The organism is Pacificibacter marinus, from assembly GCF_018860665.1.
Classification (GTDB): domain Bacteria; phylum Pseudomonadota; class Alphaproteobacteria; order Rhodobacterales; family Rhodobacteraceae; genus Celeribacter; species Celeribacter marinus_A.
This window is the reverse complement of sequence record NZ_JAHKPK010000062.1, coordinates 1-13244: the sequence shown is the minus strand read 5'-3', so window position 1 is coordinate 13244 and position 13244 is coordinate 1. Positions and strand designations below refer to the sequence as shown.

At 53.5% G+C, this 13244-nt stretch carries 12 protein-coding genes; 9 read left to right on the top strand and 3 right to left on the bottom strand.

Features of this window, described 5'->3' with window-relative positions:
- Positions 1-3: 3 nt before the first annotated feature.
- From KO497_RS17100 to KO497_RS17080, 5 genes are all read left to right on the top strand, one after another.
- A complete protein-coding gene (locus KO497_RS17100; RefSeq protein WP_215945176.1) occupies positions 4-828 on the top strand; it encodes a carbohydrate ABC transporter permease in 825 nt (274 codons plus the stop codon).
- 147 nt (positions 829-975) lie between these two features.
- A complete protein-coding gene (locus KO497_RS17095) occupies positions 976-1647 on the top strand; it encodes a GntR family transcriptional regulator (RefSeq protein WP_215945175.1) in 672 nt (223 codons plus the stop codon).
- A gap of 347 nt (positions 1648-1994) precedes the next feature.
- Positions 1995-3116 (top strand): helix-turn-helix domain-containing protein, encoded by a 1122-nt coding sequence (locus KO497_RS17090; RefSeq protein WP_215945174.1) that lies wholly within the window; start codon positions 1995-1997, stop codon positions 3114-3116.
- Positions 3117-3225: 109 nt separating this feature from the next.
- A complete protein-coding gene (locus KO497_RS17085) occupies positions 3226-4449 on the top strand; it encodes a DUF1566 domain-containing protein (RefSeq protein WP_215945173.1) in 1224 nt (407 codons plus the stop codon).
- A gap of 74 nt (positions 4450-4523) precedes the next feature.
- Entirely contained in the window at positions 4524-5054 is a 531-nt protein-coding gene (locus KO497_RS17080; protein WP_215945172.1) for an RICIN domain-containing protein, read from the top strand.
- Positions 5055-5376: 322 nt separating this feature from the next.
- Here the strand turns inward: KO497_RS17080 and KO497_RS17075 are convergent, their stop codons facing one another.
- The 3 genes from KO497_RS17075 to KO497_RS19550 form a co-directional block, all read right to left on the bottom strand.
- Positions 5377-5805 (bottom strand): GNAT family N-acetyltransferase, encoded by a 429-nt coding sequence (locus KO497_RS17075; protein WP_215945171.1) that lies wholly within the window; start codon positions 5803-5805, stop codon positions 5377-5379.
- Positions 5802-6887, bottom strand: a complete 1086-nt coding sequence (gene rsgA / locus KO497_RS17070; protein WP_215945170.1) for a ribosome small subunit-dependent GTPase A — start codon at positions 6885-6887, stop codon at positions 5802-5804. The genes KO497_RS17075 and rsgA overlap by 4 nt, the downstream gene beginning before the upstream one ends.
- A 378-nt stretch (positions 6888-7265) precedes the next feature.
- Positions 7266-7550, bottom strand: coding sequence for an integrase core domain-containing protein (locus KO497_RS19550; RefSeq protein ID WP_215945169.1), 285 nt, complete (start codon positions 7548-7550; stop codon positions 7266-7268).
- Positions 7551-7724: 174 nt separating this feature from the next.
- On the opposite strand from KO497_RS19550, the gene KO497_RS17060 reads away from it, so the two are divergent.
- The 4 genes from KO497_RS17060 to KO497_RS17045 all read left to right on the top strand — a co-directional run.
- A complete protein-coding gene (locus KO497_RS17060; protein WP_215945168.1) occupies positions 7725-8291 on the top strand; it encodes an ImuA family protein in 567 nt (188 codons plus the stop codon).
- Positions 8263-9705 (top strand): Y-family DNA polymerase, encoded by a 1443-nt coding sequence (locus KO497_RS17055; RefSeq protein WP_215945167.1) that lies wholly within the window; start codon positions 8263-8265, stop codon positions 9703-9705. The genes KO497_RS17060 and KO497_RS17055 overlap by 29 nt, the downstream gene beginning before the upstream one ends.
- The gene (locus tag KO497_RS17050; protein ID WP_215945166.1) at positions 9702-12965 is read left to right on the top strand and encodes an error-prone DNA polymerase; all 3264 of its coding nucleotides are present in this window, start codon (positions 9702-9704) and stop codon (positions 12963-12965) included. The genes KO497_RS17055 and KO497_RS17050 overlap by 4 nt, the downstream gene beginning before the upstream one ends.
- Before the next feature lie 76 nt (positions 12966-13041).
- Positions 13042-13244, top strand: a 203-nt coding sequence (locus KO497_RS17045) for a transposase (RefSeq protein ID WP_215945165.1), incomplete at its 3' end; no start/stop codon positions are given.

Below are 13244 nucleotides of genomic sequence, written 5' to 3'. Positions count from 1 at the left end.
GATATGATCAAATCCAGCAGAACACGGTTGGGCTTTGCGCATCTTGCAGCCATTACAGCCAGCCTTATCATGTTCACCCCCGTCTACTTGGTGATCGTGAATTCCCTCAAAACCCGTGCAGAGGCGAGCACACTCAGCGCGAGTTTGCCTGCAGTCCCACAATTCGGTAATTTTGCGACCGTAATAGAGAAGGGCAATCTCGTAGAGGGCTTTCTCAACTCTTTGATCTATTCGTCGATCTCAACGATTTTCGCGACACTGCTGGCGGCAATGGCAGCTTTCGTCCTGTCGCGTCACCGATCGCGATTCAACCGTTTTCTATATTTTTTCCTGATCATGGGCATTGCCCTGCCGGTAAATTTTTTCACCCTGACATGGGTCCTTCAAGCATTGGAATTGATTAACACTCGTGGCGGGATGATTTTTCTTTACACCGCGATGAATATTCCATTCTCGATCTTTCTGATTTACGGGTTTGTCGAAACCATCCCAACCGAACTCGATGAAGCCGCGACTATGGACGGCTGCGGCACGTTCCGCGTATTCTTTTTAATCGTCTTGCCACTCTTGACTCCCGTGCTGGTTACGGCCGGAATTCTGAATTTTCTGGGAGTTTGGAGCGACTTCCTCTACCCTCTCTACTACCTGAACGATTCAGGAAAATGGCCGATGACATTATCCATCTACAACTTCTTTGGCCGATTTAGCTCTGAATGGAATCTCGTCTCAGCCAACATTCTGCTGAATATTACGCCAGTGGTTATCATCTATTTGCTAGGCCAAAGGTTCATTTTAGGAGGCATGACCAGTGGCGCTGTAAAGGGGTAATACCGCATGGTCTACGGACTCATTTTGGCCACTAGCGATGCTTGTCATTTCTCGGTACAAGCGCACGCAAAAACGGACCTGACCATCAATGTGGTTGGTCACAACGAAAAGGCGATCTAAATGGCACGCAGTGCAAAGCGAACAAAGATGGCAGCCAACAAAACGCATGCTTCAACGCCTAGTTTAGGCGATGTCGCATACAAGAAAGTTCTGGAGGGTCTCTTTGACAAGTCCATTCCAACGGGCGCGTTTGTCTCTCAAAGCGAACTCGTAAAATTACTGGACGTGGCCGTTCAGCCCCTCAGAGATGCTTTGAAGATTTTAGAGACGGAAGGCGTTGTGACGATACACCCCCGCTCGGGGATCGAGTTTCTAAAGCTGGATCTGGAATTGACTCGTTCAACTTATCAGTTTCGAACCATTATCGAGCGCGCTGCGGCCATGCGCTACGCCGAAACCGGCGATATGAGCGAATTCAAGGACCTTAAAGAACGCCATGAAATTCTAATTTCTGACATTAAATCTGGCCAATTTGACGACGCCATTCTGGACAGAGTTGAAGATCTAGAAGAAGAGCTTCACGGTAACATGGTTGCCAGCCTGCACAATCCACTTGTGACCACCACCGCTGCGCGACTGAAAAATTATGTGCGCCTTATACGCCTCGATCGCCTTATGACCCCGCCTTTGGCATTAAAGACGCTTGAGGAACACATCGTTATCCTTGAAAACTTGGAGAAACGTGACCTATCTGGGGCCGAAGCCGCCGTTTCGGCACATTTCCAAGCGGCTCAGCAACGGCTCTTGGGCATGTTCTAGCGTTAGCTGGGTTTGTTTAGCAAATCGACGAAAGGCCAGACTGAAGTGGCTCAACGCATTTCCACAGTATGCTAAGGTGCATCCGACATCGATGATCGGATGCAAAAATGGTTCCCAAAACGTAAATTTTCTGACTGCACAATCAGTAACTGATCCAACTTTGTAAAAAGCGATGGAATGCCTCATCGCGCGTATCAATCGTGACAAGAGTAAAGTGCAACATATCGGCCCATCAAATCGCTCAAGCCGAACACCTGTAGCATAACAGTCAGTTTTATTGCGTTTTCTGCATGTGAATGATACAGGCTGCAAAACTGTAATTATTTTTCCATTCTGATCGAGGTTACATGGAATACTTGCTCGTCGTCGGCAGCGTGCAATCACTTTTCACCACCGTATTCCTATGGACCAAACGCGCCAAGAAACTGCATGATACGATTTTAGCGGTTTGGATGGTGTTTATGGCCATGCCCTTGATCGCAGCAATAGCGGTTCAGATATGGCCGAGTTCGCACATTCCTATTTTAAGTGCCGATCTGATTTATCCACTGACCTATGGTCCATTTTTGTGGCTCTATGTTAGCTCACTTACAGCGGTGCATGAAAAGATCGCCCTACGCCAAATCTTGCATTTCCTGCCTTTCGTCACAATCAGCCTTTTTCAACTTTTGAGCGGATGGGCACCAGCACCACCGAACCCGGACAGTGTAGCTTTTAACACATCAATCCGTGTGATTGGCGGGGTCAACTGCGCTTTGCTCATTACATATTCCATAGCTGTGTTTCGGCAGTTGCGTGACCACGACCAAAAGGTATTGGAACGGTTTTCAAACTTGCAGGGTTATCTCACCTTGGCTTGGATACGATGGATGTCTGTGGGGATAACAAGCGTCTTTTTGCTCCTGTTTCTGGCGGCGTTATTGTCCCAACCAAGTATAATGGATTTGCACTTGGTGTCATTGATCATTGCTATTCTTATGCTCAGCTACTTCGGGCTACAGCAAGATCAGGTGTCAGATACTGTCGAGACACTTGATGAACCTGAGCAGGGCACTGATGCGACACCCGCAGTCACCGCCCTCACCGCCGAAAAACCAAGCTATGATAGATCAGGCCTCAGTGCAGAACTGGCCGATGTCATTCAACATCGTCTAGACTGTTACATGCAGTCCGAACGGCCCTATTTGAACGCAGACTTAACCATCACAGCCTTAGCAAAACGAATGGCAGTGCCGCGCCATCACTTGACCGAAGTCATCAACGCCCGTCATCAAAAGAACTTCTTTAATTTCGTCAACGAGTACCGAATTCAGGCCGTCAAACAAGCTATGCAAGACCCAGCGCGAGCCAAACAAACCCTGTTGGACATGGCCTATGCTGCAGGCTTCAATTCCAAATCGTCGTTCAATACCGCATTCAAACAGCAGACAGGTATGACACCGTCGCAGTTCCGCCGCCAGTTGGAGTGAAGTCGCGTTTTATCGACACTTAAACGTTCGAGCTTAGCGGCTGGGACGATTTCGTCGTACCAGCATGCAAAAAATCGGACATCAAGACGTTCCTGAAAGGTTACCTACAATGGCATCTGGCGTATCAATGAAATCTCTTGCCGTGCATTTCGCCTCAGTTTGTTTCATCTTCTCTGCCCAGCCTAGCGCGGCGCAGAATGTGACATACTCTTTGGTCGATACAATGCAGGATGCTTGTTTTGATCTCACGGGGAATGAAATCACCTGCCCTGCCGCCGGTGAAATCCTTTACGGTCAGGATGCTCAACACCCGCGCCTCCCAGCCTCTTATACAGACAATGGTGACGGCACGGTGATCGATAACAACACGGGCATGCTCTGGCAGCAGACACCGGAGTATGATCGTAAGCAATATACAGACGCTCTTGCATATTGCGGCAGCTTGGAATTGGGCGGTCGTGACGATTGGCGTGTCCCCACGATCAAAGAGCTTTATTCACTTGCCGACAACCGCGGTGAGTTGCTTATGCCAGAGGAAGGCGAACCGACGCCCTATATTGACACCAGTGTTTTCGACTTCGAATACCCTAAAGGTTTGATGTTTGCAGGCCAATACTGGAGTTCAACACTGTACATCAAAGGCCCCGTAATGAACGGCCTGAACCAAGGGGCATTCGGGTTCAACTTTGCGGACGGTCACATCAAATCTTACGGCACAGGCTTGGACTTTTACACCGGAGCAGCAGCCGCCAACAACGGCTTTTCCGGCGACAACGCGGGCAGCGACGCACCGGGTAACTACGTACGCTGCGTAAGCGCGGACGAAGGCATATATGGCGTGAATGACTTTCGTGACAACGAAGACGGCACAATCACTGATGAGGCCACCGGACGTATGTGGCAACAATCAGATGATGGAATCCGCCGCGAATGGGCTGAGGCACTGGCATATTGTGAGGCATTGGATTTGGGCGGTTATGACGATTGGTACCTGCCGAACTCCAAAGAACTGCAAAGTATCGTCGATTACCGTCGCACCGGCTTTCCGGCGATTGACGAAACTGTCTTTACGATCACCGAAGATGGCGAGACCCTTGATTTCTGGACAAGCACGACGTTCGGGGACTGGAAAAACTATGCCAACGTAATCGCCTTCGGCAAAGCACTTAGCAAGGCAGGTGAACAGACCGAATTTACAGATTGGCATGGTGCGGGCGCTCAACGTTCGTCTATCAAAACAATTATTGGTCAAGCCATGACAGATGATACAACATGCTCGATCAATGCATGCGATTTCAACCGTTCGGACAATCTGGTCCGTTGTATCCGCTAACCTTCCTCGATCGAAGCAGGCCATTTTAGCCCTCTTCGTTTCAAAAAATACTCTATCAAAACTGGAGAAAGACAATGTTTAAATCGACCCTTTCAGCAACCATGATGGCTGCCATCTTATCCGCAGGCACAGCTCAAGCCGACTCTGTTGAGGTTTATCTAACCGACATGCTCGACAATACTCAGGCCGGCTACTGCCTCGACATCGCGGGCGGCAAAGGTGCCGACGCCGACCCTGCCAATGGCCTTCAAGGGCATACCTGCTACAGCCCGTTGGGCGAGTTATTGGTTGATCAGATTTTTGACATTGACCGCTTCGCAGATGGCAAGCTTTACATGACCGAATTCGACGTTTGCGCGCAGGTTACGGGCTTAGAGGCCGGTGCACAGATTGAGCTGGCCGACTGCGATGACAGCGATGTGCAAAGCTTCATCTTTTCTGGCGAAGGCGTGATCAGCCCCAGCGCCGCGCAGGATATGTGCCTCACCGTCGGAGAAGACACGAGATCAGGTCGCAGTGACACCAACCAGATCAAGACTCTGACACTGCAACTTTGTTCAACCGAACAAGCTGCGTTTCAAAATTGGGCGACCCGCAGCGAATGATAAGGCTAACGTTGCACCTTATCTGAAATGATCTGCCCCCTTAATGGACTAAATATATGGCGCCAATCGCCAATTTAGCTGGGGGCAGACATATCGCAACTTACGGCAAGGCCCCGCGACAGTTTTTTAGTTTGCCGCCCATGTCGATCGGCATCAACCTGACAAGCTTGGTGTGATTAACGGAGCCCGCCGCAAGCTGTATTTCCCAGCGAGGCCCGCTTGACGGACCTTGCTGCTGCTCGCCCAAGCCATACGAATGCCACCTAAAGGCAAAGCCTGAGAGCTTGGAAGGCACCAACTTAGGGCGCCTTCCACATGATTGTTATGAGACTGGCATAGCCATCTTGAATGTTTCATCGCCGGTGACATCAAATATGTCTTCACCGGTTATCTCAAATCCATACCGCTCATAGAACGGCAGTCCGATTTTGTTGTCCTTGAACACTTCCACTTTGAGCGGCCCTTTCAACGATACGACGTGATCGATCATTTGGCGGCCCATGCCCTTGCCGTGTTGGGAAGGGTCAAGAAACAGCCCGCCAATTTCTGTGTCGATCATTGCAATGAAGCCGACTGGGGTCCCGTCATCTTCCAGCACCCATGTTTCGGCATTCGGGAGATACATGTTACGCATGTCTTTGCGCACTTGGTTTCTGACGTCATCCGACAGGAAAGGATGCGCAAGTGCCTCTGCGTTGTTCCAGATTGCAATCAGGGCATCGGTGTCTTCAGTTTTATACTTACGGATCATTTTTTCGGCTTTCTGCTTTTTTGTTGAACTGTGTTGATCATTTTTTGAAATGACTTTTCAGCGGATTTGCGTTCGGCCAGTGAGGAAGAGTTGAAACGATCTTCCGCAGTCAACTTGGTCCATCGTGCAAGTCTGGCGGTGTCGATGTCCCCGCGCTCCAATGCGCTTTGAATGGCACAACCGGGTTCGGTGTCGTGTTTGCAATCGTTGAAACGGCATTGGCCCGCTAAAGCGACCATGTCTGCAAACACGTCAGCAATCCCCGCCTCTACATCTGTAAGCTGAAGCTCTCGCATTCCAGGGGTGTCCAACACCGCGCAGCCATCGGATGTGAAGTGCAATTGTCGCCGTGTCGTTGTGTGACGACCTTTGCTGTCATCTTCGCGAATGGCAGCCGTTTCAGCGACACCGTCCATAAATAGAGCGTTGACCAATGTGGATTTTCCAACACCTGACGACCCTAGAAACGCAACCGTTTGTCCAGGCTTGCACCATGGAGCGAGCTTGGCAATTGTCTGCTCACCCAAGGCATTAAGCACTTCCACCAGAACACGATTTGAGATTGCGCTTGCTTCGTCAGCGTAGCGATTAGGATCATCACAGAGATCAGCTTTTGTGAGCAAGATTACAGGCGTTACTTCAGCGTCGAATGCCAAGGCAACATACCGCTCAAGCCGCGCGATATTGAAATCCTTATTGCATGAAGACACTATGAAAACCGTATCCACATTAGCAGCAATCAGTTGCCTCTTGCGGTCTGATCCGGGCGCACGGCGCTCAAAAACGCTCATGCGTTTCAAAACCTTGCTGTTGGATGGGTGTTGCCGATCATAGAGCAACCAGTCACCGACTGTCGCGTCCGGCCTTGGGGGAATAACGGCATCAAAACCTTCGCCCAGTGCATGCAGGCCTGTTCTGTGAACTTCAACCACTCGAACGGGCTGCATATCAGCAACGGTATCTATGCTGGTTTGCTGGCTAAAGAAAGGCTTCCAACCAAGGTTTTCCAATGGAGAACGCTCGCGTGCTGGAAGCTTTCCTGAACGCGCAGATGGCAAAAATTGGGAATAGTCCCGTGTCATTGTTGTGAACTTTCATATTCTGGGCGCAGGCTAAGTCCACGCCATAATGTGTAGATTAACTAGATCGCAAAAAACCAATCGCCACCGACAATAGAGCGAGGCGTGAGCTTGGTTTAAATTTGCACCGGGAGGGCGCTTTGCCTCCCCACATTACCGGGACATAGAATCTCCATGAAAGTGCGGCATGCGTAGCTCTAATCGGCAATTTTTGCAAGTGACCTGAGCCCCAAGTTTCCTCCAGCTTTGGACGGCGTCCTTGGGGTTAAATCTTTGGCGTTAGGCCGCCATCTCGTCCATTGTCTTTCTGTGCAAAATTTCCATCGGTGTCGGGTTGCCCAATGCTGAATGAGGTCTGCGGCAGTTGTAACCCTCCTACCATTATTCAAGCGTGTTGCGGACATCGCGCAATGTTCCAAATAGCATTTCGTTGAGACATTCGTCCCGCAGTTTTCCGTTGAAGCGCATCATGAAGCCGTTCTGCTGGAGCTTTTCAGGCGCGATATAATGCCAATCGATGCCGAGAAGTGAATGATCTGCTCGTCTGTGAAGCCTGCCTTCATTTGTCCGTCCTTTTGTTGAGCGGGCTCTACACAAATTTGGAGGCGTTTTCAGGGCGCAGATCAAGCGCAACATCGCATACAAACCACCTAAACAATCGGCCACGGAAAGCCTTGGGATTTTTGTCGTCTGCACGGAAGCTAGAACAACTGTGGCAATGGTAACCGATTGGATTGCTACTTCGCCGCATTAGCGCCAATCTCGAAGGTCGATTTTGAGCCGCATATTCATTTTGATGAAGACTGATCCCCCAGCCCCAGTTTTATGTATAATCCCCGCATGACTGCTTTCGAATCTCAATTCCCCCCAATGGCATCCCGCACCCATGAGGTTTGCGGCCCGTCTGCGATGACCTTTGCCGTTGCACTTGGCGCTCGGTTGGGCGGTAAGGTGCTTTGGGTGCGAGAGGCTTGGCGGAGTGAACAGATCAATCCTGTGGGTATTGCCCCCTATCTTGATCCGCAGCACCTGCTTTTGGCGCAGGCTCAAAATCACTTGGATGTGCTTGCCAGCGCCGAAGAAGCACTGCGTTCTGGCAGTGTCGCCTTAGTCGTCATGGAAGTCACGCAGCCCGTTGGCTTAACCGAAGGGCGACGCTTGCAGCTTGCGGCTCAAAGCGGAAAAACCATGGGCCTTTGCGTGCTGCCCGAGGGGATGGGTAGCAATGCCGCACAGACTCGGTGGCATTGCGCGCCTATCTTTGATGCCGCAAATGCGGCAGAGGACTCGACTCTGCAACGGTGGAAAATTATAAAGAACAAATCAGGAACAAATAAAGCATGGTCGGTGAGGTGGAATGCGCAAACGCGTCGTATCAATGTGGTTTCCGAGATTGCCCAGCGATAGGGTTCTGCGCGCAGGCCTGCTGCACACCGCCAATGACAATCGCCCGTTTGCGCTCATCCATCATGAGAAGAACACTGACCGCATTTATTGCTTGAACGACGCGGCAGAGACGCAATGCCTACATCGAGGCATGGTTCTATCGGATGCACGGGCCTATTGCCCTGACCTTCAAAGCCAACCCGCCGACAGGATCGCAGATGCAAAGTTCCTCCACACGTTGGCGCGGTGGAGCAAGCGGTACTGCCCGTGGGTTGGCTTGGATGGCACGGATGGGTTGATGCTTAACATCACGGGATCAGCGCATCTGTTTGGTGGCGAGGCGGCGATGCTTGACGACATGCGCCACCGCCTCGCGCGTGCGGGGCTAAGCAGCCATATCGCGGCGGCCAACACGCGTGGTGCGGCGTGGGCGCTCACCCATTACGGACATAAAGCCCATGACGACATCCGCGCTCTGCCCGTTGCCGCCCTACGCATTGATGCCAAGACGGACACTGCCTTGCAACGTCTTGGGTTGCGCAAAATATCCGACCTTCTCGCGCTGCCCCGCGCCACGATTGTGCGCCGTTTTGGCCCCGATGTGGTGCTGCGTCTGGATCAAGCAATGGGAGCGCAAGATGAGGTCATTTCGCCCTTGGGCGAGACCCCGCACTACGGCGTTCGCCTGACGCTGCCCGACCCGATTGGGTTGATCGAAGACGTGATGATGGCCACCGATCGTCTTTTGGCGCGGCTATGCGACAAGCTCAAAGATCAAGAAATGGGGGCGCGCCAATTGCAACTGACCCTGCGCCGCGTCGATCAAGGCGCACAACAGGTCGAGCTACGTTTGGCAGCCCCCATGCGTGATGCTGCACGGATCTTGCCGCTATTCGCGCGCGGCGTTGATACGGTGGACGCTGGCTATGGCATTGATCAAATGCGCTTGGAGGCCACACAGGTCGAACGTTTATTGAACGCACAATTCACTTCGACCACGACCTCGAACCCGGATGATTTGAACGATCTCATAACGCGTCTGGGCAACCGCATTGGGCTAGACAATATTCACCGTTTTTTACCAGCCGACAGTCACATCCCTGAGCGCAGTTTTCAAACCGTGCCTGCGGCGTATAGTACCGCGTCGGGATCATGGGCCAGCCTGCGCCCACGCCCCTTACGCCTATTTGCTCCCGAACCGATTGCTGCGGGCGGATCAAAGCCGCCCCAAAAATTTCGATGGCGGCGCATGTCGTTGACAACGGGGCGGGCAACCGGCCCAGAGCGCATCGCCCCCGAATGGTGGCTGCCCGATGACAACTGGCGCTCAGGGGTGCGCGACTATTGGACAGTGGACACCCGCGAAGGGCGGCGGTTGTGGCTGTTTTACACCCCGCAAGATCCCGGCTGGTTCGTACATGGGGAATTTGCATGAACGTCCGAAACCCCTCTCTCGATCCCGGCTACGCCGAGCTGTGTTGCACCTCGAACTTTACGTTCCTGCGCGGCGCCTCGCATCCAGAGGAATTGATCACCCGCGCTGCGGCGCTGAAACTAACGGGCGTGGCCATCACTGATCACAACTCATTGGCAGGTGTGGTGCGGGCCTATTCCGCGCTCAAGGAATTGCGCCGCGAGCTTGGCGACGGTCGCTCCCTGCCCAAACTGATCATTGGGGCGCGTCTGATCCTGCGCGACAGCGATACGCATTGGATCGCCTTGCCGCATAATCGCGCCGCCTATGCGCGACTGACGCGATTGTTGACCCTTGGCAAGCAACGTGCCCCCAAAGGAGCGTGCCACTTGGAGTTGCGCGATGTGGCACAGAGCTGCGTGGGAATGAGCCTCATTGCCTTGCCGCAACAGGCGCTAAAGGACAGCGTGACTGAAATCACCACTCTCAAAAAGCACTTTCCCGCAGATGTCTTCGTCGGGGCGACCCCGCGCTATGATGGCAGCGATCAGCGGTATTTTGACGCCTGTGCCGCCCTCGCACACCGCACCGCCGCGCCAATGGTGGCCGTGGGCGATGTGCTTATGCATCACGGATCACGGCGTCAATTGGCCGATGTTCTGACCTGCCTGCGCGAACATATCACCATCGATGAGATCGGCACACGCGCCCTACCCAACTCTGAGCGCCGCCTCAAAGACGAGGCCGATATGAAGCGCCTGTTCGCGCGTCACCCTGCCGCCCTGCGCCGTACAGTTGAGATTGCCGCCAAGTCGAGCTTTTGCCTGTCCGAGTTGAGCTACGAATACCCCGATGAGATTGCGGATGATGAATCGCCTCAAGATCGCTTGGCACGATTGGCGCGTGAGGGGTTGAAAAACCGCTACCCAAAGGGCGCGCCCGACACCGCGATTGCGCAGATGAACAAAGAACTGGCCTTGGTTAAAACGCTCGACTTTCCAGCCTATTTCCTCACGGTACATGACATCGTGCAATTTGCCCGCTCCCAAGGCATCTTATGCCAAGGCCGCGGCTCTGCGGCAAACTCCATCTTATGCTACCTCTTAGGCATTACCGACGTCAGCCCTGAGACCATCACAATGGTGGTAGAGCGGTTCGTCTCGGAACATCGCGGCGAGCCTCCCGATATCGATGTGGATTTCGAACATGAGCGCCGCGAGGAGGTCATCCAGCATATCTATGCCAAATATGGCCGCCATCGCGCCGGACTATGCGCCACCGTGATCCATTTTCGCTCACGTGCCGCGATCTCGGAGGTGGGCAAGGTCATGGGACTGTCCAAGGATGTCACCGCCAATCTCTCGGGACAAATTTGGGGATCGGGCAATGGCGGCGCAGACCCCGAGCGCATCAAGGAGCTTGGCCTCGATTTGGACAATCCGCGTCTGGCGTTGACCATTAAACTCATCAGAGAAATCATCGGATTTCCGCGCCACCTTAGCCAGCATGTCGGCGGTTTTATCATTACCAAAGGGCGACTTGATGAATTGTGCCCAATTGAGAATGCAGCGATGGAGGACCGCACAATCATCGAATGGGACAAGGATGATATCGACGCGCTTGGCATTCTCAAGGTCGACATCCTCAGCCTCGGGATGCTCACCTGTATCCGCAAGAGCTTTGATCTGATTGCACAGCATGGTGGCGCGCAATTTTCGATTGCGACTGTACCTCAATCTGACGCGCCGACCTTTGATATGCTGTGCGTGGCCGATGCGATCGGGGTATTCCAAGTCGAAAGCCGCGCGCAGATGAATTTTTTGCCGCGCATGAAGCCACGCGTATTTTACGATCTGGTGATTGAGGTCGCCATCGTACGCCCCGGCCCGATCCAAGGCGGCATGGTACATCCCTACATCAACCGCCGCCAAGGCAAAGAGCCTGTCACCTTCCCGTCTGATGCGTTGGCAAAGGTGCTTGGCAAGACCCTCGGCGTGCCATTGTTCCAAGAGCAAGCGATGCAAATTGCCGTGGTTGCGGCGGGGTTTTCCCCCTCAGAGGCCGACAAACTGCGCCGTTCCATGGCGACGTTTCGGCGAATGGGCACCATCGGCCAGTTGCGCGAGAAATTCGTCAAAGGCATGTTGGAACGCGGCTACGAGTTGACCTTTGCTGAGAGCTGCTTTTCTCAAATCGAGGGTTTTGGCGAATACGGTTTTCCAGAAAGCCATGCCGCCGCTTTTGCAATGCTCGCCTATGTCTCCGCGTGGCTCAAGCGCCATCACCCCGCCGCTTTCGCTTGCGCCTTGCTCAACTCCCAACCAATGGGATTTTACGCTCCCGCCCAAATTGTGCGCGACGCCCGCGAGCATCAGATCGAGGTGCGCCCCATCTGCGTGAACAACAGCGCATGGGACAACACGTTGGAACGCCGTGCCGATGGCACGCTGGCGCTCAGGCTCGGATTTCGTCAAATCAAGGGCTTTCGCGAAGAAGACGCCGCATGGATCGTGGCCGCGCGTGGCAATGGCTATCCCGACCCCGAGGCGCTGTGGCTGCGCGCGGGGATTTCACCTACGGTGCTTGAGCGTCTGGCCGAGGCGGACGCCTATGCGGGCCTCGGCATGGGGCGGCGTGATGCACTTTGGGCGGTGAAGGCCATCACGGGCCCCAAACCACTGCCTCTGTTCAACGACCCAATTGAGGGAGAAGGCATACATGAGCCATCTGTGACTCTGCCGACAATGCATCTGGGCGAGGAAGTGGTCGAGGATTACGTCGCCATGCGCCTGTCGCTCAAGGCCCACCCGATGGAGTTGCTACGACCCGATATAGACGGTCTGACACCCCATGCCGCCCTACCCGATGTACCGCTCGGACCGATTGCGGGGCGAGCCATTTCTGTTTGCGGCTTGGTGATCACCCGCCAACGCCCCGGTACCGCCTCAGGCGTGGTGTTTCTAACACTAGAGGACGAGACGGGCGTATCAAACGTGGTGATCTGGAAAACCGTCTACAAGAAATTTCGCCGTGCGGTCATGGGCGGCCGATTGCTCCGCGTCACGGGCGTGGTGCAGCGCGAAGGCATTGTGGTGCATATCATCGCGCAAACCGTTGAAGACGTCTCACACCACCTCAGCACGCTCGGCCACCCAATGGATGAGGCGATAGGCATCACCCAGCCCCAGGCCGACGACGCTCCTAGACCGCCCCCCCAACCCCGCGCCATGCACCCGCGAGATCAGGCCAAGCGCTTGTTTCCAAGCCGGGACTTTCATTGACTATTGCGAGGGCTAAAATCTTGTCTTGGCCCCCTAAAACTGTGCCACTATTTGTTGACAACATGAGTTTAGAGACATGGCACGCAAACGTTATTCTGATGAAGACGCACTGAGGTTGTTGCGCGAAATTGACGTACATTTGCATGATGGAATGGATGTTGCAGGCGCAATTCGTAAGGCCGGCATTTCAGACAAGACCTATTATTATTGGCGTAAGAAGTTCGGGGGGATGGCGAGGCCTCAGCTGTCGGGGGGGAAAGGTGGGGGGAAAAAAAAGGG